Source organism: Gelidibacter pelagius, from assembly GCF_017581925.1.
Classification (GTDB): Bacteria; Bacteroidota; Bacteroidia; order Flavobacteriales; family Flavobacteriaceae; genus Gelidibacter; species Gelidibacter pelagius.
In genome coordinates this window covers 79279-104305 of the sequence record NZ_JAGEVG010000002.1, presented here as the reverse complement: position 1 = coordinate 104305, position 25027 = coordinate 79279, and the positions used below count along the sequence as shown (strand labels likewise).

Annotated in this window: 18 protein-coding genes; 9 read left to right on the top strand and 9 right to left on the bottom strand. The window is 37.3% G+C overall.

Going from position 1 to position 25027, the window contains the following annotated elements; all coding sequences use genetic code 11:
- Positions 1–183 precede the first annotated feature (183 nt).
- From J4051_RS02090 to J4051_RS02080, 3 genes are all read left to right on the top strand, one after another.
- Positions 184–582 carry a lipocalin family protein gene (locus tag J4051_RS02090; RefSeq protein ID WP_208232091.1) on the top strand — a complete coding sequence of 133 codons (399 nt, stop codon included), beginning with the start codon at positions 184–186 and terminating at the stop codon, positions 580–582.
- A 352-nt stretch (positions 583–934) separates the two neighbouring features.
- Positions 935–1828, top strand: a complete 894-nt coding sequence (locus J4051_RS02085) for an IS1595 family transposase (RefSeq protein WP_208232090.1) — start codon at positions 935–937, stop codon at positions 1826–1828.
- Between the two features lie 30 nt (positions 1829–1858).
- Complete coding sequence (locus J4051_RS02080) at positions 1859–2776, top strand: NAD(P)-dependent oxidoreductase (protein WP_208232089.1); 918 nt, start codon at positions 1859–1861, stop codon at positions 2774–2776.
- On the opposite strand, the gene J4051_RS02075 is transcribed toward J4051_RS02080, so the two are convergent.
- The 4 genes from J4051_RS02075 to J4051_RS02060 all read right to left on the bottom strand — a co-directional run bounded on the left by J4051_RS02075 (position 2763) and on the right by J4051_RS02060 (position 8021).
- The gene (locus J4051_RS02075) at positions 2763–3563 is read right to left on the bottom strand and encodes an aspartate dehydrogenase domain-containing protein (RefSeq protein ID WP_208232088.1); all 801 of its coding nucleotides are present in this window, start codon (positions 3561–3563) and stop codon (positions 2763–2765) included. The genes J4051_RS02080 and J4051_RS02075 overlap by 14 nt on opposite strands.
- A 177-nt stretch (positions 3564–3740) precedes the next feature.
- The gene (locus J4051_RS02070; protein ID WP_208232086.1) at positions 3741–6887 is read right to left on the bottom strand and encodes a DUF3427 domain-containing protein; all 3147 of its coding nucleotides are present in this window, start codon (positions 6885–6887) and stop codon (positions 3741–3743) included.
- Positions 6887–7285 carry a (deoxy)nucleoside triphosphate pyrophosphohydrolase gene (locus J4051_RS02065; protein ID WP_236027164.1) on the bottom strand — a complete coding sequence of 133 codons (399 nt, stop codon included), beginning with the start codon at positions 7283–7285 and terminating at the stop codon, positions 6887–6889. The genes J4051_RS02070 and J4051_RS02065 overlap by 1 nt, the downstream gene beginning before the upstream one ends.
- A 487-nt stretch (positions 7286–7772) precedes the next feature.
- Positions 7773–8021 (bottom strand): hypothetical protein, encoded by a 249-nt coding sequence (locus J4051_RS02060; protein WP_182203394.1) that lies wholly within the window; start codon positions 8019–8021, stop codon positions 7773–7775.
- A gap of 976 nt (positions 8022–8997) precedes the next feature.
- Here J4051_RS02060 and J4051_RS02055 point away from each other — a divergent pair.
- The 6 genes from J4051_RS02055 (at position 8998) to tsf (ending at position 15642) form a co-directional block, all read left to right on the top strand.
- Positions 8998–10305: a ribosomal protein L7/L12 gene (locus J4051_RS02055; protein ID WP_208232084.1), complete on the top strand. Its 1308-nt coding sequence runs from the start codon at positions 8998–9000 to the stop codon at positions 10303–10305.
- 669 nt (positions 10306–10974) lie between these two features.
- The gene (locus J4051_RS02050; protein ID WP_208232082.1) at positions 10975–12183 is read left to right on the top strand and encodes a Bcr/CflA family multidrug efflux MFS transporter; all 1209 of its coding nucleotides are present in this window, start codon (positions 10975–10977) and stop codon (positions 12181–12183) included.
- Between the two features lie 526 nt (positions 12184–12709).
- Entirely contained in the window at positions 12710–13165 is a 456-nt protein-coding gene (rplM, locus tag J4051_RS02045; RefSeq protein WP_208232080.1) for a 50S ribosomal protein L13, read from the top strand.
- A complete protein-coding gene (gene rpsI / locus J4051_RS02040; RefSeq protein WP_208232078.1) occupies positions 13166–13552 on the top strand; it encodes a 30S ribosomal protein S9 in 387 nt (128 codons plus the stop codon). It begins immediately after the preceding gene.
- A gap of 205 nt (positions 13553–13757) precedes the next feature.
- Positions 13758–14585 carry a 30S ribosomal protein S2 gene (gene rpsB, locus J4051_RS02035; RefSeq protein ID WP_208232076.1) on the top strand — a complete coding sequence of 276 codons (828 nt, stop codon included), beginning with the start codon at positions 13758–13760 and terminating at the stop codon, positions 14583–14585.
- Between the two features lie 91 nt (positions 14586–14676).
- A complete protein-coding gene (gene tsf / locus J4051_RS02030; protein ID WP_208232074.1) occupies positions 14677–15642 on the top strand; it encodes a translation elongation factor Ts in 966 nt (321 codons plus the stop codon).
- 1167 nt (positions 15643–16809) lie between these two features.
- Here the strand turns inward: tsf and J4051_RS02025 are convergent.
- The 5 genes from J4051_RS02025 to J4051_RS02005 all read right to left on the bottom strand — a co-directional run bounded on the left by J4051_RS02025 (position 16810) and on the right by J4051_RS02005 (position 24930).
- On the bottom strand, positions 16810–20103 hold the full coding sequence (locus tag J4051_RS02025; protein WP_208232072.1) for a TonB-dependent receptor: 3294 nt from the start codon (positions 20101–20103) through the stop codon (positions 16810–16812).
- A gap of 164 nt (positions 20104–20267) precedes the next feature.
- Entirely contained in the window at positions 20268–21914 is a 1647-nt protein-coding gene (pgi, locus tag J4051_RS02020; protein ID WP_208232070.1) for a glucose-6-phosphate isomerase, read from the bottom strand.
- A gap of 3 nt (positions 21915–21917) precedes the next feature.
- Entirely contained in the window at positions 21918–23201 is a 1284-nt protein-coding gene (locus J4051_RS02015) for a peptidoglycan DD-metalloendopeptidase family protein (protein ID WP_208232069.1), read from the bottom strand.
- 14 nt (positions 23202–23215) lie between these two features.
- Positions 23216–24148: a tryptophan 2,3-dioxygenase family protein gene (locus J4051_RS02010; RefSeq protein WP_208232068.1), complete on the bottom strand. Its 933-nt coding sequence runs from the start codon at positions 24146–24148 to the stop codon at positions 23216–23218.
- 5 nt (positions 24149–24153) lie between these two features.
- Positions 24154–24930, bottom strand: a complete 777-nt coding sequence (locus tag J4051_RS02005; RefSeq protein WP_208232067.1) for a DUF3108 domain-containing protein — start codon at positions 24928–24930, stop codon at positions 24154–24156.
- Between the last annotated feature and the right edge of the window lie 97 nt (positions 24931–25027).

Sequence of the window (25027 nt, the reverse complement as noted above, 5' to 3'; positions counted from 1 at the left end):
TTCTAAATTATCGAATTGGGGAGAAAAATAAGAGAATCAAGACCGCTTCGCTTTTAGAATCAAGTATCAAGATTTAGTGGCGTCATATAATTACTTAAAAAAGTTAGTTTAACCTAAAACCTATGTTGTAAGCAATTTGACGCAACCATTTAGAATTTCAGCATCTATAAAGAAACCTCAATTATGAAAAAATTAATATTTACTTTAATTACAGCTGGAATTTTATTTTCCTGTAATAATGATGATGATTCAAATCCAAATACCGACTTAATTGGAAATTGGCAATTAATAGAAGTTTTATCAGACCCTGGAGATGGAAGCGGAACTTTCACTTCTGTTGAAAGCGACAAAACTATAACTTTTAAAAGTGGAGGAATAATAGCCTCAAATGGAAATTTATGTGATATGGGGATAAATTCGGGTAACCCGACTTCTGGAACCTACTCTACCTCTAAATGGACTTTTAATTCACCTGACTGTGACAATCCAGAATATGATTTCACATTTGAACAAAATGGAAACATACTAATTATTAATTATCCATGTATTGAACCTTGTAAAGTGAAATATAAAAAGAAATAAAAGCTGCTTACAACAAAGTATAAGCAATGGCTCGTCCTTACCTACTTGGAAAACCCTTCGGATTTCCCCCTGGCAAGTACCTGTTTGCAATTGTTCGTGACGAACCACGCCACTGCCCATACACGAAACAAAAAAGCACTTAAATTTTTCAAAACAGACTAAAGCTCAGTGTTACTTGTGAAACTAAAAATCTACCACCAACCACTATGTTTATAAAAAACCTCGGGGTATTTAAATCCACTGTTGGAAATAAAAATAATTGGGCAGTCAACTTTTAACTGTCCTAAAAATCAAAAAATTAGAGGTCAGTACTTAAATACATATCTTTAAAGTCAATAAAAATAGGAGTAATATGGATATTTTCAAGGGGCAAAACCTTCTAGAGTTCTCTGATCGGTTTAAAACGGACACAGATTGCAAGAAATACTTAGCCGACATTAAGTGGAAAGACGGTTTTGAGTGCATTAGATGCGGGCATAAGAAAGCCCAGACACGAAAGGATTACTCTCGCACTTGTAATATATGTTCCCATCAAGAATCTGCGACTTCCAACACTTTATTCCATAAAGTAAAGTTTGGTGTTCGCAAAGCGTTTTTCATCACATTTGAAATGGGAACAAGCACTAAGAGTCTTTCTGCCAGTTATATGGGAGTTCGTTATGGTGTGACTGAAAAGACAGCTCGATTGTGGATGCACAAGGTAAGAGAAGCCATGGAATCCAGTGGCAATAATCCAATGCAAGGAAATGTCCACGTAGATGAATTTGTACTGGGCGGACGAGAAAAGGAAAAAGTTGGTAGGAGTTACAACGCCAAGAAAAAGAAAGCCATTACTGCCGTTGAGCTCACGGAAGAAGGTAAAGTAAAAAGAATGTATGCAATGCGCATTGAAGATTTTTCAGCGCAATCCTTACAATATATTTTTATAAACCATATAAGTCGAGATGCAAAAGTAACCACTGATAAATGGCGAGGTTATAGACCCATTGCCAAAGCCTATAATATAACGCAGATTGAAAGTAACTCTGGCTTAAATTTTAAAGCGTTGCACACAATGATTCATCAAGTAAAATCTTGGATAAGAACAACATATTCCTGGGTCAGCGATTTCAACATAAACAGATATTTTAATGAATTCTGTTTTAGGATAAACCGTTCACAGAGCAAGGCAACAATCTTTAATAATCTAATAACTAAGATGGTCAACAAGGAAAAAGTATATCACAATCAAATTATATGCAACTAACTACTGACCTCTACAAAAAATAATAAAAAAATGAAGTTCAAGAAACTTGTTGGAATAGAGCCGTTGGAATTGATCCCTTCGGCTAATAAAAAATTAGAATCTTTTGCGGAAACGCTTATTTTACATGAAGACCAGCCCTCAACCGCTGAAGAAATCGTTAAGCGCATTGGCGATGCCGATGGCGTGTTGGTCAGTCATAGAAGTACCATAGGCAAGGATATCTTAGAGCAATGTCCAAATATCAAATACATTGGGATGTGCTGCTCCCTATATTCTCCGGAAAGTGCTAACGTCGATATCCTTTATGCCAATTCACAAGGCATTACGGTCAAAGGCGTCCGCGATTATGGCGATGAAGGCGTGGTGGAATACGTGATCAGTGAATTGGTGCGGTGTCTGCACGGCTTTGGCACCACTTCTGATGGCAAACCGAGACAGCCTTGGAGTACGATTCCACGTGAGATCACTGGATTGAAAGCCGGTATCGTCGGCTTGGGCAAGTCGGGTGGCATGATAGCCGATGCGCTAAGCTTTTTTGGTGCTGACATCACCTATTTCGCACGAAGTGAAAAAGAAGATGCCAAGGCCAAAGGCTATCAGTTTTTACCCTTAAAAGAAGTATTGGCCACAAGTGAGGTTGTCATTACCTGTTTGAACAAAAACACCGTTTTGCTGCACGAAGCCGAGTTTGAAGCTTTTGGTAACCGAAAGATATTATTCAACACAGGATTGTCCCCTTCCTGGGATGCCGAACCTTTTGAAAAATGGCTGACTGCGGGCGATAATGTCGTGTATTGCGATACGCTCATTGCATTGGGCGACAAACGCTTTTTAAAATACCCCAACGTCAATTGCCTGCAAGTGTCTACCGGTAGAACCCAACAAGCATTTAAGCGACTGAGCGATAAAGTATTGGCGAATTTAACAGACTATACTAAAATACAATAGGCGAAACAATATTCCGCAAGGTATTCACCACGCTCCAACCTGCAATTTTTGCATTTTTGCTATAGACATCCACCACCGCGTGGATGTTTTCACTTTTGACCTCAATACGGTGATCGTCACCTACAAAACCTGGGATGGAATTGATAGATACTTTTATATTTTCAGGACCCACCGAAGCCAAAGCAGCAGCCACCGATACATTGACGTGGGTTGGAAAAAGAGCAATGGCACCTATGGCATCACCATTAAAAACCTCACGTTTTTCGGTTTGAAGTGCCTCGTCATAAACCGAGGTTTTTCTTAGCGAGTTAGGACTTTTTTCGGTCGTAAAGGTCACCTCACTTTCTTCCATCAGGGCGACGGTTCGCATGACATCAAAACCACCAATTGCACCAGATGCCAAATGGACTCGGGTGCCATTTTCGTAAGCTGTTTTTTGTACGGCTTTATAAAAGTCAGCATCAGCCAGTGCACCAATAGACAAGGTCACGATGTTGGATCCGTTTTTTAGGGCAGGCAAGGCCAATTCCTTAAATCCGGTTGGAGAAGCGGTCTCCACGATATAATCCGGTTTTAGTTGCAACAGTTCCTGAATACTATGGCATGGGGTACAGGTGTAGCCCGAATTTGAAGTGTCAATAATTTTGGCAATTTCCTCAGCTTTTTCAAAAGTTCTGGAGTAGGCACCAATCAGTTTATAATTTGGCAATAAGTCTTTCAATAAAGCTTCCACAACAATATGGGCCAGTTTTCCGCAGCCAGCAATGGCAAGTGTGTATGATTTCATAGGAGCTAATTTAAGGAATATTTTGGGGATTGAGGGCGGGAAACTCGAAACCTCGTAAAGCATTTGAATCTATATGTTCTTATAAAGTTATTATAACTTCTATTGATATTTTTTCAATTATGTGGTAAATCTTAATTTTCCGGGAGTATTAATTTAATTCACCTCCTATGTCAAATGTTAACCAACACGCAGTTTTGCACTTTCCTTCCAGAGATAGTGAGGAATGGGTTCATGAAGTTCCCATTTTACGGACATTGGTTTTGAACCTTCGTGTTCCACATATCTTGCAGGGCCAATGAACACATATCCCTGCGTAAAGCCATCTGCATCGCGATTGCTTTCGCGAACAAACAATAAAATAGTTTTATTGTCTTTTTCTTGATTAATGTATGAGAGACCTTTTGGACTTTCGGACGAAGTCTGATTTTGAGACTGCCAGTGAAATAGAGTTTCATTGATGGCATAATCATCGTACATGGTAGTGGGTGAAAAATCTTCCTCCGATTTATGTAGGTTGATAAACAAGGCTTCTGTATTGGTTTCTTTATTCAAAGCGGCTCCTTCGCGATTCGGGTTTTTCTTGTCTATGGTACTCAATCCCATAGCAACTAAAATTTGATCACGAGTATATCTTGAATGAATTTGTAAGGGAAAAAGCGAACCATCATCCAAAGTGAATGGAATTTCTTCAAAGCCAATTTTATCAATTTTAATCGATAAAAAAGATTTCAACTCCTTATTCATCTCTTTGTTTTTACCAATCCTTTTTAAACCTTCTTTTAAAGACAATTCTGAGATCGCATCTTTATAAAAATCGTAATATAACATCAAAGCCATTTTCTCATTCTGTTGTGAAGTCGGTAACGCGTCTAACTCAAAATCGACATTGATTAATTCCAGAAGGAATTTAAAATAAGTCAAAGATTCCGTCACCATCCATTTTTTACCCATCATTGATTTGAAGTTATCAAAATACAGAGTGTCAAATTTCTTATTAAAAGCTTCAGAATATAGAGAGTTAAATGTGTGGTGTTTGTAAATATGTTTTAGTTCGAGATTGTAAATATGTAGAAAGTTTTCAAGGTTTAAAGGAAGATGGGTGTGGTTTCCATAGTTTTCCAATAAGTTGATCAACTTCCGTTTATTCATATCAGTCGCCTGACGTATATTTTCTAAAATATGTTCCTTTGCTTGTTTCTCCAAGACAATGGCGCTGCCGAGTGGTAGATTGGGAAAGTCCTTTTCTATTTCATTTTGGACAGTGGTATTAGTTTTACCAATTAAAGCACGAAATTTATTCTCATAATCATATTCCTTTCTTGCGTGACCCACAAAATCCAATACAGTGAGTACATCCTTTCCTTGGTGGAGTCGAAGACCCCGGCCTAATTGCTGTAAAAAGATGGTCAAACTTTCTGTTGGTCTTAAAAATAAAACCGTATCAATTTCAGGTATATCAATGCCTTCATTAAAAATATCAACAACAAAAAGATAATTGATTTCCTTTGATTTGAATTTATGAATAATATCAACCCGATCTCTGGTATTTTCCGAAGTCAGGCACTCGGATTTTAGACCTGCCTCCGAAAATTTCTGCTGCATATATTTTGCGTGGAGGATACTTGCACAGAATCCAATGGCACTCACAGAGTTTATGTCTTTTGTGTAATTTTTTAAATTGCGTATAATATCTCCTACACGAATGTCATTTGCCGTTAACAAGTGCGTTAATTCACTTATATCATATCTTCCGTTATTCCACTTAATTCTTGAATAATCCACTGAATCTGAAATTCCAAAATATTGAAAAGGGCACAAAAGCTTGTTGTTTAACGCGTCTGGTAATCGAATTTCCGCCGCCGTTCGAAAATTGAAATCTTTTAAAATGCTCTTTCCATCCATTCGTTCCGGAGTAGCCGTTAAACCTAATAGCACTTTTGGGCGATAATAATTAATGATTTTTTGATATGAATCGGCCGCCGCGTGATGGACTTCGTCTAAAATTATATAATCATAATATTCAGGTGAGGAAAAAGAATTTAGTTGGTTGGCCAAAGTTTGAATGGTAGCAAAAACGGCATTCTTTTGTGTGGGAACGTAACTATCACCAAATAACTCTCCAAAATTTTGATCTTTTAGAACATTTCGAAACGCATGAAGCGATTGTCGTAGAATTTCAATCCGATGTGCAATAAAAATAAATTTTGTTCTCGGGTTTTCCTGTTTATAAGCGTTGAAATCAAAAGCAGAAATCATTGTTTTTCCTGTTCCTGTTGCAGCTACAATTAAATTTTTCCAGGAATCATGAACGTTTCGTTCAACCTTTAATTTTTCCAAAATCTCAGATTGGAAATGGTAAGGTTTTAGATCGAAAAAGTTCACGATTTCTTCCGTTCTCTTCCCAAATTGACTTTGCAAAAGGATTTTTCCGAGATTATCAAATTGACTGGAATCATACAATTCAAATTCTGGATCATTCCAATAGCTTTCAAAGGTTTTTTGAAACTTATCGATAATATGAGGTATCTCCTTGGTGGTCACTTTTACATTCCATTCCAATCCATCAGTTAATGCAGAGCGAGAAAAATTGGAAGAGCCAATATAACCTGTGTGGTATCCGGTATTGCGGTAAAAAAGATAAGCTTTGGCGTGAAGCCTTTCATTTGAATTGTTGTAGGAAACTTTAACCTGCGTATTTGGCAGATGGCTTAAAAAATCAATAGCTTTTGCATCCGATGCGCCCATATAGGTGGTAGTAATAACTCTTAATTTTCCTCCACGAGCCGTAAATTCTTGAAAAGCCTCTTGTAAAATAACAATAGCTTTCCATTTAATAAAAGAAACTAATAAGTTAATTCGATCTGCAGAACGAATTTCCTTCTTAAGTTCAGAGTCAAGAGAAACCCCCTGATTGCCTCCTACGAAAAGCTCGCTTTGGACAAGACGAGTAGTAGGCATTATTTCTTTTAATTGCAAAGAGACATCTTTATAATCGGAATTTAATTTATCCAAAATGCCCTCAAGAATAAAACCTCCATCCGCGATAAGGTCTTCTGAAAATTCATAATCAGAAATATTTTCTGATAAATAGCCTAAGAGTTTATTCGTAATCTCAATCTGACGTGAAACAAATTTTTTCTTGTCGGCTTTAATCAGATTTAAAGCATTTTTCAAAGCCTTGGTAAAATGAATTGTCAGAAAATGAATAGCCTCTTCTTTATCCAATTGCTTCTCATCGGCTACAAAAAATTGATTTCGATCTAAGGAAGACAACTTTTCTTTTAAAGTTTCTGTGATCAGACTTTCGTAAACTCCCTCAACCATTACATTTTATTTATTTCTGTTATTAATTTTTTCACCACTGGGACATCCGCCGCCGCCCAGTCATACTTCTTTAGATTCTCAATCTTTTCCCAGCGGATTTCCCGATGCTCACGTTTTATAAATTCTTTAGTTAAGGCACCACAGACATACGGATAGAGTGTTATGGAAAAGTCTTGATAATGATAGATTACAGGCTCTAAGGCTTTCCCAACTTCAATCTCCATAGCTAATTCCTCTTTTATTTCGCGTCGTAGGGCCGTTTTTTTATCCTCGCCTTTTTCTACCTTTCCTCCAGGAAACTCCCACTTAAGAGGCAAAGCCATTTTGTCGTTGCGTTGAGCTATAAGAATCTCATCATCGTTATAGATGATGGCACAAACTACGTGAAGCATTTTCATATTATCGCATTTTATAACAACATTTTTTTATCACACCTGATTTTTGTCAGCAACTAAGTCTTTAGCAAAGTCAATATATAATTTATAAGCTTTGGTAAATGAATAATTACCGTTTGTATGTTTAACAGCTATGTTCCTTTTTACCATTGTAGAACTAACTAATCTTTTGATATTAAACATCTTTTTGTCACACCAGGTTTCTTTGTCATGCTATATGTTGTTTTATAATGCCTATTATAGTAAAATCACATTTCTGTTTACCTAGAGTAACTCCCGTACTCCGCACCGAAAATCCTCAACATTATCAGACCAATATTGTTCTCACCTTCTCTATCCATCAATCGGAAATTGGCAAGTCGTTCTCATATTTTTCCTTTTCAAATATACTCAATTTTCCAGGTGTTAAAAATCTACAAAATGACCGAAACTGCCTTCTTATACTTTAACTGTACAGCAAGCTAACTATGCGGTTATTATAAGCTTTGAATTAGTGTGATAAATTCACCTCACCCAAAAACCCATCCAGCTCCAGCTCCGTTCCAAACTCATAATCGGCTTCAGCCTTATCCTGAAAGAACAGTATCAAATCCAAATGATTTTTAAAAACTCTAAAAGAGTTTCCTTCATAATTATAAACAAAGAATACTTGACTTAATTTTTCATTCGATACGAGAACTGTCTCAATAGTTCTTGACGGTCTCAAATATTCTGTATGAACGGCTTTAAATGTATTCATGAGAAGTATAATTTTATGGAAAGATACTATAAAAATCAATTCTCATTTACTTGTTTTGATGCCAAATTCCCATTAGCACACATATCCAGTTTTATTTTCACACATAAGAATTCATGATACGCATCGCTAAGTCGAAATTACCACTACCACAGTGCTATTAGCGACATCTCATTGCTAAATTGGTTTTAAACACTTCTTAAATACAGCTTCGCAACGTGAAAATTTAGCAAACAAAAAATTTCAAGTTTTAGAAAAATGATACCCCTAATGAAATTACTGAACCAATTCCTGAGTATTTAAATGATGATAATACACAGGCCCAATATAATTGGATTTCAAAAAATGGAACGTATAATTTCCGAATGGATTAAGGTCGGGAATCTTTAGTTTTAGACAAAGAAACAGTTTCAGCAAAATATCTTCTTCTTCGCACTCATAAATCAAGCGGTTCATATGATTTATGGAAAATTGTCAGCAGAGGTCCACAAGTATATAATAGATTAAATTTAGAAAAAACAGGTTATCCAAAATCAAAAAGTACCTCTGATTTAAAGAAAAACTACTTGGTCATTAAAATAGAAAAGTTGATAAGAATCTTTTTGGGAACAATACATGGGATTTTAATAAATTACCGAATTACAAAACTGGGAATGCTTCTGCATTTCCATTCACTTGCACACTGAGTGAGTTGATGAGCACAAAAATTTCTTGAGTTGAAGTTAATCAATATACATTGGGTTTTCCACTATACACAAATGGCAGATAATATGATATATTGGGTATAAATCAATTAAAAGATGAGAAGAACAGGCGCTTTTAACCTGAATAATTTTAATTCGTCACCTATTTATCTGTCATATTTTAGGTAGATTACGAGTAATTTCGTTAACTCAAGAAAAGTTGGATCCATTTTTTTTAAATAAATCAAATCATGAAGACGCTAACCAACAACCCTTTAAGAATTATAATCACTGGATTGTTTTTATTTATATCCTTTCTTGGAAGCTCAAAAGAGTTGAATGCTATATATGTCAAAAATTATGAGCAGTCTAAAAGCCTAATGGTAGAGATGAATCCTTTGATGCCTAATTGTCAATTGGCAGATCATTTGATTTCAATGCATGATGTTATGAAGATTACCTCAGATTTATATGAGGTGATTTTATCTCCCGTGGGGCATGGAAAATCAGAAATTACGCAATTTTTAATAAACTATTTAGGAGAGGGAAAAATAGAACAGATAAACAAATTAGTAAACTATGGCGGCATCGTAAAAACTGATCTAAAAATTAATGAGGCAAATGTTCTCGCCAATCAACTTAAAAAATTGGGTGCGAAGGTTAAGATCAATGTACTCCAACCTAATTTGTCCGATGACAAGTATTTGGTAAGGTTATTAAGTGTAGGAACCAATAAAACAAGAGTAATTAAAGTTGTACGAGAAATTAGAGGCGGCGGATTGAAAGAAGCAGAACAAATTGTGAATCAACTTGATGTCGTTCAAGAAGACATCGATTTAAGAACTGTCGAAAGAATAAAAAGAATGTTAGAATCGGTCGGAGCAAGCGCAAAAATTGAAAAAATGACTTCTCCAAACCTTCAAAATTCCAGTGTGAATTTATATGAAAAGCTACCGGACAGTCCTATCAAACCAGCTATATCCAATAACAACCAAGAAATATCCGATGGAGACTATTCAGTCAAATTAACGAGTGCAGGAATTAATAAAACAGGAGTAATTAAAGCTGTACGAGAAATTAGAGGCGGCGGATTGAAAGAAGCAGAACGAATTGTGAATCAACTTGACGTCGTTCAAGAAGACATCGATTTAAGAACTGCCGAAAGAATAAAAAGAATGTTAGAATCAGTCGGAGCAAGCGCAAAAATTAATAAAATGACTTCTCCAAACCTTCAAAATTCCCGTGTGAATTTATATGAAATGCTACCGAACAGTCCTATCAATCCAGCTATATCCAATAACAACCAAGAAATATCCGATGGAAACTATTCAGTCAAATTAACGAGTGCTGGAATTAATAAAACAGGAGTAATTAAAGCTGTACGAGAAATTAGAGGCGGAGGATTGAAAGAAGCAGAACAAATTGTGAATGAACTTGACGTCGTTCAAGAAAACATGGATTTAAGAGCTTCTGAAAGAATAAAAAAACTATTAGAATCAGTTGGGGCCAGCGCAAAAATTCAGAAAAAGACAACGAAGCTGAATAAAAGAAATCATAAGATTAAGAGTAAATCTAAAAGGACCATTAAGAAAAGGTCAAACTAACACAACTACCAACATAGGATATTGAGCATATATGTATAGCAGAACTCTTACTGCAAGTAAAAACGTAAAATTAACTCATGTTTCTAATCGTAAGATGATTTGTAAAAGCATGTTGAAACATTAATTTATAATTCCTTTAGAGTCATAATAATCTCTACTACATCAACGCTATGCAATAGACTCTACTTTAATAATTTTGCAAGATTTTATTACCATAGTGCAAATCAAAAAACAAAACCTCCTCATCCTCATTCTGGGCCTGCGCTCTGAATTGAAACCATTATCAATAGAACTATACTTGCCAGGATTTCCCGAGATAGCGCATGGTCTTAATAGTTTGGGAAGGTTTTTAGGTATTCTTCGTGGATGGCTTTGAAAGTATTGATTTCAAAATGTAAAAATATAAACGTGACTGTTTCTGTTCTCAGCGTGATACTATTGTTATTTTTTGGAATTCATGATACCGCATCGCTAAGTTGCACTGAAAGCGCTCGCATTTCGACCTTTGCGATTCTCTTTTATATACTGTGTCATAGCCCTATCAAAATTAGATATCACCTATTTTCTGAAATGCTTTTCCGTAGGTCATTTGGATAAAGCTTAATCAAATAGTAATACAGGCCAATAACAAATCCGTCTTTTGTAATTTTGCAAACTGTTATAAGCAAAATGCAAAAGAAAAAACGAAATCTTATCATTCTCATTTTAGGCCTGCTCTCAGCCCTTGGACCATTTTCGATTGACCTCTATTTACCAGGATTCCCAGAGATAGCGCGCGATCTAAACTCTACTACGGGACGCGTGGCGCTTTCTTTATCCAGTTATTTCGTTGGTGTGAGCCTTGGACAAATGATCTATGGGCCCTTGCTGGATAGGTTCGGGAGGCGGACCCCGCTCTTGGTTGGGCTGTTTATCTATTTATTTGCATCTGTTTATATTGTGTATGTGACTTCAGTAGATTCCCTGATTCTCGCCCGATTTATACAAGCATTGGGGGGATGCGCCGGGATGGTGGCTGCCCGAGCTTTGGTCCGCGACCTCTTTCCGGTAACTGAAACCGCAAAAATATTCAGTCTGCTGATGTTGGTGATTGCTGTTTCGCCAATTGTTGCCCCTACTCTGGGTGGTTTCGCCACAGCTCATTGGGGCTGGCATTCCATATTTATAATTTTGGCGGTGCTCGTGGCACTTAATATTCTTCTCGTTTACTTCTGGCTTCCTTTAGGAGCACCACCTGACACAACGATGTCATTAAAACCGAAACCAATCATGACCAAGTTTTGGAATGTATTGAAAACACCTCAATTTTATACGTACACCCTAACGGGATCTTTTGCCGCCAGTGGCCTATATGCTTATATAGCCGGTTCACCTCACGTATTTATGGAACTTTACGGAGTTTCTGAAAAACAATACGGATGGATTTTTGGGATTATTGCCATGGGTTTGGTGACCGCCAGCCAGGTAAACACGTTTATGCTAAAAAAATACACAAGCCAACAAATTGTAAAAGTCACCCTGTTATGCCAAGTCGTAGCTGGGGCACTGTTATTTTTCGGCACCATATTTCAGCTTATTGAAATGTATTCCATGATCGTTTTGGTGTTTCTATTCTTGAGCACCCAAGGTTTTGCCTTCCCAAACACTTCAGCCTTGTCGCTTGCACCCTTTGAAAAGAGTGCAGGAACGGCTTCTGCTCTTATGGGCGCGCTACAGTTAGGAATCGGTGCCATAATTACTGCACTAGTCTCCACACTTAGTAACGAAACGCCGCTTCCCATGACAGGAATTATGTTTTTATGTGCTAGCGTTTCTGTAATCATACTCTATTGGGGCAACCGAAAGATTAAGACCTTAGAGCGGGTAAGCACTCCCTAATCGAAATTTTGGGTTGATCTATTTCAAAGGAGAGGCTTAAGGATTTTTTTTATGAGGTCTTTTGTGTGAAGAAGTCAATTGTACCTATTCAGGTTAATCAGGTCTATATTTTGATTTTAAAAAAAATGAGTGGAAAGGTCTTCGACCAATTCGAATGATCGCATCCAATGAGTTTTAGGTTGAAGAATCACTTTTTGACGGGATTTAGATGTTAATAACTCAGATAAAAAACAATTTTTATGTGGAGATTAGGTTATAAAACGCTTCACTAAATTCTTCTCATTTAGATCTTAAGTAACCCAATCATTCATAAAGCATTAGGCACATTTAAATCGCTTCCTGCATTTTAAAATAGCGAAAAACTATCCCACGAATAAGACAAACCCAAAACCGCGAAATTTTATCAACAAATTTCGCATCATACTATTTGGTAATCACATAGATTATCGTAAATTTGCAAACTCTTTTTAAGAGAGGAATGTTTAACTCGTCACGCCAACAACGTGACAAATAAAAATTAATTAGTGTGAATACATTAAGCTACAAAACGATTTCAGCTAACAAAGCTACTGTGGATAAGCAGTGGGTTTTGGTGGACGCTGAAGGGCAATCACTAGGTCGTTTAGCTTCAAAAGTTGCAAAACTTTTAAGAGGCAAACACAAACCTAACTTCACACCACACGTTGATTGCGGAGATAACGTCATTGTTATCAACTCTGAAAAAATCAACTTAACAGGAAACAAGTGGAACGATAAAACTTACATTCGTCACACAGGGTATCCAGGTGGTCAGAAATTTTTAACTGCTATGGAACTATTCGGAAAGGATCCGTCTAGAGTAGTAGAGAAATCAGTAAAAGGGATGCTCCCTAAAAACAAATTAGGTGCAGAATTATTCCGTAACCTAACCGTTGTGGTTGGTACTGAGCACACACATGCTGCTCAAAAGCCAAAAACAATTAACTTAAACGAATTCAAGTAAATGGAAGTAATTCACAAAATTGGCCGTAGAAAGACGGCTGTTGCTCGCGCGTATGTTGCCTCAGGAAAAGGGAACATCACAATTAATAAAAAAGACATGCCGGTCTACTTTCCAAGTGCTGCACTACAGTACAAAGTAAACCAACCTTTGGTCATGACTAACAATGAAAGCAACTTTGATATTACAGTAAATGTATATGGAGGTGGTATTACTGGTCAAGCAGAAGCAATCCGTTTAGCATTATCTCGCGTTATGTGTGAGATTGATCCTGAAAACAGATTGATCCTGAAACCAGAAGGATTGTTAACAAGAGACCCAAGAATGGTTGAACGTAAGAAATTCGGTCAGAAGAAAGCACGTAAGAAATTCCAATTCTCTAAACGTTAATCTTATTATTACCATCTTGATTGGGAATAGTATCAAACGTATTTCCAATCGAGTTTTTTAAAAAAAACAAACAAAATAACCAGTTAATGTTGTCTATCACGTTACCTCGTGAGGATTTAGTTTAGCATCTAAATGGTAAAGGCGCTCCGCCACGGTGGAAACCACTTTATCATTGCTAATTCAACAGAACGTAAACTATTACAAAATGGAAAGTATAGAAGTTAAAGAATTACTTGAAGCAGGTGTACACTTTGGTCACTTGACAAGAAAATGGGATCCAAATATGGCTCCTTACATTTATATGGAGCGTAATGGCATCCATATCATCAATCTTTACAAAACAGCCGCAAAAATTAAAGAATCGTCTGAGGCGCTTCATAAAATTGCAGCTTCAGGAAAGAAGATTTTATTTGTAGCTACAAAAAAACAAGCTAAAGACATCGTTGCTGAGAAAGCAGGTGCTGTAAGCATGCCTTACATTACTGAAAGATGGCCAGGCGGAATGTTGACCAACTTTGTAACTATCAGAAAAGCCGTTAAGAAAATGGCTATGATTGATAGAATGAAGAAAGATGGTACATTCTTGACATTGTCTAAAAAAGAACGTTTACAAGTTGACCGTTTAAGAGCTAAGTTAGAGAAAAACTTAGGTTCAATTTCAGAGATGACCCGTTTGCCAGGTGCTTTATTTGTAGTGGATATTAAACGTGAAAGCATTGCTATTAGAGAAGCCCAGAAATTAAACATTCCAATCTTTGCAATGGTGGACACGAATTCTGATCCACGTCAGGTAGAATACGTAATTCCTTCAAATGATGATGCTTCAAAATCTATTGATAAAGTTTTAACGCTTATCACCTCTGCTATCGCTGATGGTTTATCTGAACGTAAATCAGAGAAAACCGACAAAGAAGGCAAAGAAGAAAAAGTTGTAAAAGCTGAGAAAAAAGAAAAAGTAGAGAAAGCAGACAAGGAAGAGAAAAAAGAAAAGAAAGCAGTTGCAAAGAAGGTAGCCGCTGACGAAGAAGAATAAACATATTAATATAACATCTTAAAGTCGTTTGGTTCTTTTCTTTGTTGAAAATTAATTGAACGACTTTTTTAATAAAATACACTTAGAAATTATGACAAAAATAACAGCTGCAGAAGTTAATAAACTTAGACAAACTACAGGTGCCGGAATGATGGATTGTAAAAAAGCTTTGGTTGAGGCTGAAGGAGATTTTGACAAAGCAATTAGCATATTGCGTAAAAAAGGTCAAAAGGTTGCCGATCAAAGAGCTGACAGAGATTCTACTGAAGGTGCTGCTGTTGCTAAAATAAATGATGACAACACTGTTGGTGTAGCCATTGTGGTTGGATGTGAAACTGATTTTGTTGGTAAAAACGAATCTTTTATTGCCTTGGCAAATGAGATTGCTGATATTGCTATCAACTATAATTCTAAAGAAGAAGTACTTGCTGCTGACTTTGGTGGAATGACTGTTGCCGACAAATTGATTGAGCAAACAGGTGTGATTGGTGAAAAAATCGACTTGAATGCATTTGAGAAATTGGAAGCGCCTTATGTTGGGGCTTATGTTCACATTAATAAAATTGCTGCTCTTGTTGGCTTCTCTGCTAAAGTTGATAAAGCTGACGAATTAGCGAAAGATATCGCCATGCAAGTGGCTTCTATGGGTGCTACAACATTATCTTACAAAGATTTTGATCCTGCATTCATTGCTGCAGAAACCGATGCGAGAATTGCTGTTATTGAAAAAGATAATGAAGAGCGCGCGCGTATGAACAAAACTCCTAAAAACGTACCTCAATACATTTCTATGGCTCAATTGACCCCAGAAGTATTGACAAAAGCTGAAGAAGACGCGAAAGCTGAATTGAAAGCTGAAGGGAAACCAGAGCAAATCTGGGACAGAATCCTTCCAGGTAAAATGGAGCGTTTTATTTCAGACAACACCACATTAGATCAAGAAAAATGTTTGTTGGACCAAACGTTCATTAAGGATGAAAAAATAAATGTTGCTAAATATGTGGAATCTTATGGCGATGTTAAAGTAACAGACTTTAAACGTGTGTCTTTAGGGTAGCCCCATTCCTGCGAAGGCAGGAATCTCATACTATAAAAGCCTCTACTTCTTTCCAAAAGAGGTAGGGACTTTTTTTTGGGTTATGTGTTTAGGATCTGTTACCATTGCATTGTCGTTGAAAAACACCAACAACGACGTTAATTTTAGTCTGAAAACATCTTGCCCTGAGAAAGATGTCGCCCTCCTGGGGCTATAGATTTACGCACCCTGTTTCTACTAATATTTCGCCCCGCTGGGGCTCTGATTATATATTCTCATTAGTTCTTTAGGACAGCCCAATTCCTGCGAAGGCAGGAATCTCATACTATAAAAGCCATTTTATCTTTATAAAAAGATATGGTGGCTTTTTTTATTGGTTCTCATTTTTAACGTTCACATTTAATTAGATTTTTCGGTGAATTGTAGGTGAAAAACACCAACAATAGCGTTTGTTTTCGTCAAAAATAAAGCACTATCAATATGTCGCCCCTACGGAGCTTTGAAACTAACTATTGATCATTTCTACTAAGATGACGCCCCGCTGGGGCTGTGGTAATTAATTCCTGCGAAGACAGTAATCTCATACTATATATAAAAGCCCCGACTTCTTTCCAAAAGAGTTAGGGGCTTTTTTTTGGTTTATGTGTTTAGGATCTGTTACCATTGGATTGTCGTTGAGAAACACCAACAACGGCGTTAATTTTCATCAAAAAAATGTCGTTCCGATAAAGATGTCGCCCCTATGGGGCTTTGGCTATGTATTTACCTAGGTGCTATCAAGATATCGCCCCCTACGGGGCTCTTGGAATTAATACAGGGGACTTCTTGAGAATGTGCCCTAGGAAGCTCCGTCAAATTCTATTGATCAAAATTAAATAGAGAAGCTCAAAAAACCCTTCAATATAAAACAAGTACATAGTGTGAGGCACTACTTTACACTCTACGGCTAACAAAGCCTTGTAACAGGCCGATTACAGTCAAATTGACGAAGAGCTGCCGAACCTCAAATTACAACCTTAGAAGTGTTTAAAATCCTTTAACACAGATGCTATTTGATTTAGATTTCATATCCTATGGGCATCAAGAAATCTATTGAACATTATCCATAAAAAAAGCGTCCATCAATTTGATGGACGCTTTGGTATAAGTCAACAACGGGTAAACGTTGCTATCTTTTGAACTATGTGATTAGAATGAATATTTAACACCTACTTGAAGTTTCCATGTTTCACCATAGAAATAGTTATAATCAAATGAATCAGTTATATAATCACCGCTAGATTTTGCAAAAGAATACGAAGGGACGTTATTGGCATCTTTTCCTTCATACTTCAGAATTTGGCCTCTATTCGCGATATTGTTTCTTTGACTAACACCCCATTTTGAATTAATAAGGTTCCCTACATTCAAGAAATCCAAACTAAACTGTAATGTATTTCTAGTATCTAAAACGTTGAAATAATACTCACGTGTTAACCTCAAATCGAAAGTGTGAACCCACGGCGTGCGAACGGCATTGGCTTCAGCATATTTACCTTTATTGTTTTTAAGGTATTTATCTTGTGCCATAAAATTAAAGAACGCATCTTCATCAGCAGTACTGACAAACTGAATATCTCCTCTACCTTTAGGAATATAAATTAAATCTGTATTATTTCCATCGCCATTCATATCATTTGAATAGGTATAGCTATATCCGTTAGACGAAGAACCTGAATAGAACACATTGATGAAAGTAGCCGATTCCAATAGGTTGTTAGACCAAGGAAGTTTGTACCCCGCTGATCCAATTACTCTACTTGGCACAACATATTGTGAACGTTGAAGTTCTGGTAAGTGTGGTCCGTTAACACCAATCAATCCACCGTAAGCAGATCCGGCATTACTACCAGGCATGCCTGTAATTTCTTGTGACTCGGTATAGGTATATGCAGCCATTAATCGCAAATCTTCAACAGGCTCTGCGTTTACTGTAATATTACCAATAGCACCCCATCCTTCACTGGTATTTGTCAATACGTAAGCATCTCTACCAACATGGGTCAAATCACTTCTATCAGGATAAATATATCTGTTGTCAGACCCTGAGAAACGTTCCCATGAGCCATCTACTTCTTTCAAGTCATAGTTTTTAAGCATGACACCATTAATGTTTTTTGTGTATATCCCTTCCAATGTAACTGACAATGGGAAAGAAACAGGAATGTCATAATCAAATGCTAAAGACGTTTTCCAAACTTGTGGCATTTTGAAATTAGGATCTACACCATTAACGTCACCAGGCAACTCTCCATCTTCTGGTCTAATTGTACTTGGTAGACCCAATCTATCAATCATTTCAGCTACATCAGTAATCATTGGTCCAGCTAATCTATCTAAAACAGCTAAATCAGAACCTGCTGTATTTACTGTACCATCGGTGTTATATCTTGTAACGGCAGCATAACTTCCTTGTACCATTCCTGAGTTGGTTGGCATGTTTGTGAAGAATACCAATGGCAACCTTCCTGAGAAGATACCTGTTCCACCACGAAGTTTCATCGATTGGTCACCTTTAATATCCCATGAGAATCCAACTCTTGGAGACACTTGAACGTTAGCATCTGGCCATTTGCCGGTATCAACACGTTTCCCACCAAAATCTATATCATAGATGGCGTTGTTTCTTAAGATATTGTCCTCATATTTCAAATAATCAGCACGGATACCATAAGATAATTTGAAATTAGCATTCACATCCCAGTCATCCTGAAGGTAAATTCCAAACTGATTAAAAGCAACTTCAGCGGTTGGATTTTTCTCACCATCGTAACCATAAGTTAGTGCAAAATCAGTAGGAGCGGCTTGATTAAGGAAGTCATCAATACTGGCATAACGATAGTACCCAGTACCATTTCTCATATAAGAGTTGTTTGCCAATTGGTGCTCATAACTTAAGCCTCCAGTTATTTTATGATTGTCTAAATAATAGGTCAAATTATTAGTAATCGTGAATGTATTATTGTTGACCGCATTATTCCAGGTGAATAACTCATAACCTGCAGACATATAAGGCTCTTGACTTTGCGTTCCACTTGGTGTAGTACCATTCAATATATCAATAAATGGGAAAGGTGAGGAATTTGTTCCACGTGCATCTTCTATTTTTGAAGAGGTAACAAGCAACTGATTTGAAAGCTTGTCTGAAATTCTACTGTTTAAATCCAAAGACAATGAATTCACAATATTATCCATGGAGTACGTAGAGTTTGAGAATGCCATAGAATGTTCTGAAATACGGTTCATCCCTCTGTTACGAAAACCTGCATTATTTGAGTTGCCGTTGGTTGCATTCCATCCTTGGTTTTTAGCGTAGTTATAACGTACACTCAATTTGTTGGTAGGATTGATGTTCCAGTCCAAACGTACAAGGAATTTTTTATTGCTTTCATCGGAAGGATAATTACTGTACGATCCTGGATTGTAACCGTAATTGGTAATTAAATGTTGTTTTACGCGTTCCATATCAGCAATACTGGTACGGGAAAGTGACAAATCAAGGTCGGCTACACCATCTTCAGATGGTCTCCAACTTACAACCTGTCCTGGACGTACTTCTTTTTCAGCATTCACAAAAAAGAACAACTTATTTTTAATGATCGGACCACCTAAAGTCATACCATAAATTGTTTTTGACTCATCGTCACGATCACCAAACTGAACATCACCAATGCGGTTACCTCGCATATCTTGGTTGTTGAAATAGGTGTAAGCAGAACCTTTAAATCTGTTGGTTCCTGATTTAGTAATTGCGTTAATACCACCGCCAATAAAATTCGTTTGACGCACATCAAATGGCGCAACGACCACTTGAACTTCTTCAATAGCATCCAATGAAATTGGACTTCCACCAGCAGGCAGACTTGAACTCAATCCAAAGTTGTTGTTAAAGTTTGCACCATCTACCGTAAAGTTAGTAGAACGACCGTCACCACCAGCAATACTCATCCCATTTGAATAAGGAGAAAGTTTGGCAATATCAGTAATACTTCTGTTAATGGTTGGCATTGCAGTCAACTGTGCATTTGAGATGTTGGTTACTGCACCAGTTTTCTCTGTTGAAAACCTTGTTCTTTTGGCAGAAATGACCACCTGACTTAAAGAAACACTTTCTTCACTTAAAACCACGTCATGAAGATAACCGGCACCCAAGCCAATTACAATATCACTCGTTGTGTTTGTCCCATATCCAATATATGACACTTCTACAGTGTATGGTCCGCCAACACGCATCCCAGGTAAATTGAATCGACCATCATCATTGGTAATCGATCCGTAAGTCGTTCCTGAAGGTACGTGGGTAGCAATGACTGTTGCCCCCATAACTGGACCTTCAGCATCTGTAACCCGACCACTCATACTGGAAGAAGTTACTTGAGCCGTCATGACTGCAGTAGTTAGTAATGCTACAGCCATCATTAAGAATTGAGTAAGTTTTTTCATTTTTAATGTTTAAAATTAGATTTTAAATTTTGCGCAAAATTAAGCCATTATTATGATTTAATATTACTAAAACGTTAAGAAATTTTAACAGTGCGAAGTTAATAGATTTATAGGATACAATGCATGCATAATAAAATAAGTTTTACAAAAGTTTTAAACAAACTTTAACTAAAATTCTTATAATGCTCTAATAAATTGCGTGTAGAACTATCATGATTCACAATAGTCTCGGTTGTTGAGATCTCTTTTAGAATATTAGTGGCCAATTGCTTTCCGAGCTCAACCCCAAATTGATCATAACTATAAACGTTCCAAATCACCCCTTGCACGAAGATCTTGTGCTCATAAAGGGCTATCAGCTTCCCTAAACTTTCAGGTGTCAACTGATCAATCAATAAAGTATTGGTTGGCTTGTTACCTTCAAATACTTTAAAGGGCATCAACTGTTGTATGGTGTCTTCGGAAGTGTTTTGACTTTTTAACTCAGAAACGACCTCATTTTTTGATTTTCCATTTAAAAGCGCTTCAGTCTGCGCGATAAAATTGGACATCAATTTATCCTGATGGTCCTTATTGCCATGCAACGATTTCCCAAACCCGATAAAATCGGCCGGAATGAGTTTGGTGCCTTGGTGAATCAATTGAAAAAAGGCATGTTGCGAGTTTGTGCCTGGCTCTCCCCATACAATATTGCCTGTTTGATAGGTGACCTTGTCGCCATTTCTATCCACACTTTTGCCATTACTTTCCATATTGGCCTGTTGTAAATAGGTGGCAAACTGATTTAAATATTGTGAATACCCAATGACGGCTTCACTTTCAGATTTAAAGAAGTTGGTGTACCAAATGCCGATCAATGCCAAAACAACTGGTAGATTCGTATTAAAATCTGCCGATTTGAAATGCTCATCCATGTCATGGGCACCAGCTAACAACTTATCAAAATTGTCATAACCTGCGCCCAGACTTATTGATAATCCAACGGCGCTCCACAACGAAAAACGACCGCCAACCCAATTCCACATCGGGAAAATATTATTTTCATCAATGCCAAAGTTTTTGACATTTTCAATATTTGTAGATACGGCCACAAAGTGTTTGGCAACATCATTTTCTGACGCCGATTTTAAGAACCAGTCTTTTATGGTGTTGGCGTTGGATAAGGTTTCTTGTGTGGTAAATGTTTTGGAAACTATGACAAACAACGTGGTTTCTGGATTGAGCTTTTTTAAAACCTCGTTGACGTGATCGCCATCCACATTGCTCACAAAATGCGTAGTCAAGTGATTTTTATAATACTGAAGCGCATCCACCACCATGGCAGGCCCTAAATCAGAACCACCAATGCCAATGTTCACCACATCTGTAAATGCTTTATTGGTATACCCTTTTCTTTTTCCATCGACAATGTCAGTCGTAAAGTCTTTGATTTTTAATTTTACCTCATGGATCTCAGGCATAATATCCTGACCTTCCACCGTTACTTTAGCAGATTTTGGACTTCTTAAAGCGGTGTGCAAAACTTCCCTACCCTCTGTTTCATTGATGATATCGCCTTGAAACTGCTTATCAATTGCAGTTCTCAACTGGGTTTCATCAGCGAGCTCCAATAGCAACTCCATGGTTTTAGCGTCCATTCTATTTTTAGAATAGTCCACATAAAAATCTTCCCATCTGATGGTCATATCAGAGGCACGGTTTTTATCTTCAGAAAACCATTGCATCATGTGCACATCTTTTATGCCTTTAAAATGTTCCTGAAGCTTTACCCACGCTTTAGTATGGGTTGGGTTGATTTTTGGTAATGCCATGAGTTAGTTTTTAGTGATCGAATAGCCTTGTTCTATCGTCGTTTCGTTCTGATATTCGTAAGGGATCTTATCCAAACGCTCTCTTAAAGGTATTATGAAGTCTTGGTATTTAACCACCAGATGATTTGGGATGGACTCAGCGGTTGGCAGTTTTTCCTTAAAAGGATCCACTTGTTGCCCGTTTTTCCAAAAGCGATAGCAGACATGTGGTCCACCGGTATTTCCGGTCATGCCCACATAGCCAATCACATCGCCTTGCTTCACATATTGCCCTTTTTTCACGGCTTGGTTACGCATGTGCAAATATTGGGTGCTATAGGTGTCACTGTGTTTGATCTTCACGTATTTTCCATTGCCACCTCTTTGAGTGGATTCCGTGACCGTGCCGTTGGCCGTTGCCAAAATGGGCGTTCCAATGGGCGCTGCAAAGTCGGTACCTTTATGTGGCCGCAGAGCATATCCATAATAGGCAATCCGTCGATTTAAATTATAGCGCGATGAAATACGGCTAAACTGAACGGGCGCTTTTAAGAAGGCACGCTTTAAACTTTTGGCCTTTTCATCAAAGAAATCGGCGTTTTTTGTAAGGGAGTCCGTTTCAAATTTAAAGGCGTAAAAGTCTTCATCCTTATGTTGAAAATAGGCGGCATCAATACCTTCCAGCCCTGCGTAGATTGAATCTTCAATAAAACGTTGTCTGTAAATGATCTTAAACTTATCGCCTTTTTGCAGTTTCCAGAAGTTGATGGTCCATGCATAAATATCCGCCATTTCGCCAATCAATGCTTGTGGTAAGCCTTGAGAATCCATGGTTACTGATAAATTATTGTTGATCACGCCAGAAGCTTCTTTGGTCACAATAGTTACCGGTTTTTTCTCTTTGTAGGTTACAATCGAATCCGCAAAATGGATCACGACATAGTCTATATTATTCTCCTGATAAATAAAACATTGCGGGGTTTGCAGACTGTCCTTTGACAACAGCAAGGTGTAAGGTTTTCCTATTTGAAGTTTTCTGATATCGTAAGAATCCTTAGCACTTTCGGCAATTTGATAGATTTTGGGATAGTTCATGTTATTTCTTTGCAAGATGGTCCCAAAACTATCTCCTGACCTAATGGTGTCCCGTTTGACCACATAGTCATTCAGGTTAAATCCAAATTCTCTTAACTCAACAGGCGCTATATAGGTTTGAAAAGGCTCTGGATTGATTTTTTCAACATCCTCTTTGCACGACCACATCACCAATCCCAATAAAACTGCTACTACTAAACTTTTTTGATACATTAACTCTTTCAATTTTATAATTCCGTTCCCCAATTTTCCAATTCCTTTTCCGTCCAAAGTTGAGGAAAAAATATGCGTCTTTGGTATTTTGGATGCATGTATTTTTTCCAATCACTTCCTCCAGTAGCTTCACCATCACCAGAACCACTTTCAATATAGTGTTTGGCTGCATTGTAATGCGCAAATACCCATGTTATATTGACGGTATGGTCATAATGACGCATGGCTTTCACCAAATCTTCATTCTCTTGATCAGCTTTCGGAAGTTCTTTAAATCTGGTCCATAGATTTTTAGTGTTGTGAGCTTCCATGAATCTTAAGAATTCCTCTTTATAGCGTTTTTCAAAATTGATCAATAAAATCGATTTTTTTCCAGTTTGGTAATCTTTACCCGCAGCTTGCCAGTACAAATGTTCAAAAGCGTGTGTATAAGGCGTATTGCGGTCAATGTCTTTACGGAAGCGATAGTCGATAAGATTGATCAGTTCTGTAGATGCAAATTCGATCAATCGGTATTGGGCACTTTGAAAGCCACTCGCTGGTGTTAAGGTGCTTCTGAATTTCATGTACTGATCTACATCCATACCTTCTCTCATGATGTTGAAAGAGGTGGTCAGCATGTCAAAATACCTACTGACCCGCATCAATTTTGAGGCGAAGAATTTTGCAGTCAGTGCAGTGCTTTCAGAAACCTGTTCTATTTCCCAAAGAATCATTTTAAAAAGTAATTCGTTGATTTGGTGGTATCCGATAAACACCATTTCATCAGGAAGCGTCGTTCTTTGGATTTGTAAATTTAATAAGGCATCCGTTTGGATATAATCCCAATACGTAATAGGCTTACTGTAGAGTAAGCCTTCTAAATACGTGTGGGTATCCTGCTCAATTGCAGTGTATTTTTTCTGAAGTTCCTTTAGGATAGGATCTAATTTTTCTGGATTGGACATGCGTTCTAAAACTGTACTTTAAATGAATGTTTTAAGCCTTTGAAGGCTTCTAAATCTGCTCTCAAGGAGCCCACAGCCAAATCGGCCTGGATTCGCAACGGAATTTTATTGTCGTCAGCACTGACCCATAAAGTCAAACTTTCTTTTTCTTTAAACACACGTCCAGCCATAACATAAGGTCTGAACTTAAGGGTCTTGATGGTGCCAAATGTTGTTTTCAGTTCCTCTCTTCCTAAAAACTTGAGCTTGAAATTATAGTTTTCTTCATCAAAAAACATGTTTAAGCTCACCACATCACCTTCACTGATCGTATTTGTATTGTAATTGTTTCTTAAATAATAAAACGCCGAAACCATGTCTTGAACATTCTCTTCAATGGTGAAGGAGGCTTTCTTTTTTTCCTTTTTATTGTTGACATGCGCCTTTGAAGCAACGTGGTCAAATTCTATTTCAATATCCTTGGTGTAGCCACCTTCATCAATATTCCTGATAAACTTATACGGCATCCCTGTTTGTTTATCAAAATAGGATTCATACCGGTCTTTCACTTTGAAAAACCATCTGATCGCTCCTGTGGTCCAGCCCTTGCCCACAACATGAAAGACATCTCTTCCGTTCAACCGAGATTCCTTGACTTCCAAAGTAGCATTCCCAGCTTTTAAGAATCCACTGTAACTCATCCGGAACTTGAACCACTCCCCTTCCTGAAAGGCGTGTTTTTCTTGAGCAGTGACGCTGAGGATTACGAAGAATAGTGCTATAACTAATTTTACTTTTTTCATAATTTAAATAATTGTAAGTATAACCTTAATTACTAAGATTTCGTATATATCCTCAAGAATTACAATTAGCGTTCCAAAAGTATTAAAACAATAAAAC

Excerpts from the sequence above, each read along its gene's own strand:
- J4051_RS02090 (WP_208232091.1), top strand. The coding sequence starts at position 184 with ATGAAAAAATTAATATTTACTTTAATTACAGCTGGAATTTTATTTTCC.
- J4051_RS02085 (WP_208232090.1), top strand. The coding sequence starts at position 935 with ATGGATATTTTCAAGGGGCAAAACCTTCTAGAGTTCTCTGATCGGTTT.
- J4051_RS02080 (WP_208232089.1), top strand. The coding sequence starts at position 1,859 with ATGAAGTTCAAGAAACTTGTTGGAATAGAGCCGTTGGAATTGATCCCT.
- J4051_RS02075 (WP_208232088.1), bottom strand. The coding sequence starts at position 3,563 with ATGAAATCATACACACTTGCCATTGCTGGCTGCGGAAAACTGGCCCAT.
- J4051_RS02070 (WP_208232086.1), bottom strand. The coding sequence starts at position 6,887 with ATGGTTGAGGGAGTTTACGAAAGTCTGATCACAGAAACTTTAAAAGAA.
- J4051_RS02065 (WP_236027164.1), bottom strand. The coding sequence starts at position 7,285 with ATGAAAATGCTTCACGTAGTTTGTGCCATCATCTATAACGATGATGAG.
- J4051_RS02060 (WP_182203394.1), bottom strand. The coding sequence starts at position 8,021 with ATGAATACATTTAAAGCCGTTCATACAGAATATTTGAGACCGTCAAGA.
- J4051_RS02050 (WP_208232082.1), top strand. The coding sequence starts at position 10,975 with ATGCAAAAGAAAAAACGAAATCTTATCATTCTCATTTTAGGCCTGCTC.
- rpsI (WP_208232078.1), top strand. The coding sequence starts at position 13,166 with ATGGAAGTAATTCACAAAATTGGCCGTAGAAAGACGGCTGTTGCTCGC.
- rpsB (WP_208232076.1), top strand. The coding sequence starts at position 13,758 with ATGGAAAGTATAGAAGTTAAAGAATTACTTGAAGCAGGTGTACACTTT.
- tsf (WP_208232074.1), top strand. The coding sequence starts at position 14,677 with ATGACAAAAATAACAGCTGCAGAAGTTAATAAACTTAGACAAACTACA.
- J4051_RS02025 (WP_208232072.1), bottom strand. The coding sequence starts at position 20,103 with ATGAAAAAACTTACTCAATTCTTAATGATGGCTGTAGCATTACTAACT.
- pgi (WP_208232070.1), bottom strand. The coding sequence starts at position 21,914 with ATGGCATTACCAAAAATCAACCCAACCCATACTAAAGCGTGGGTAAAG.
- J4051_RS02015 (WP_208232069.1), bottom strand. The coding sequence starts at position 23,201 with ATGTATCAAAAAAGTTTAGTAGTAGCAGTTTTATTGGGATTGGTGATG.
- J4051_RS02010 (WP_208232068.1), bottom strand. The coding sequence starts at position 24,148 with ATGTCCAATCCAGAAAAATTAGATCCTATCCTAAAGGAACTTCAGAAA.
- J4051_RS02005 (WP_208232067.1), bottom strand. The coding sequence starts at position 24,930 with ATGAAAAAAGTAAAATTAGTTATAGCACTATTCTTCGTAATCCTCAGC.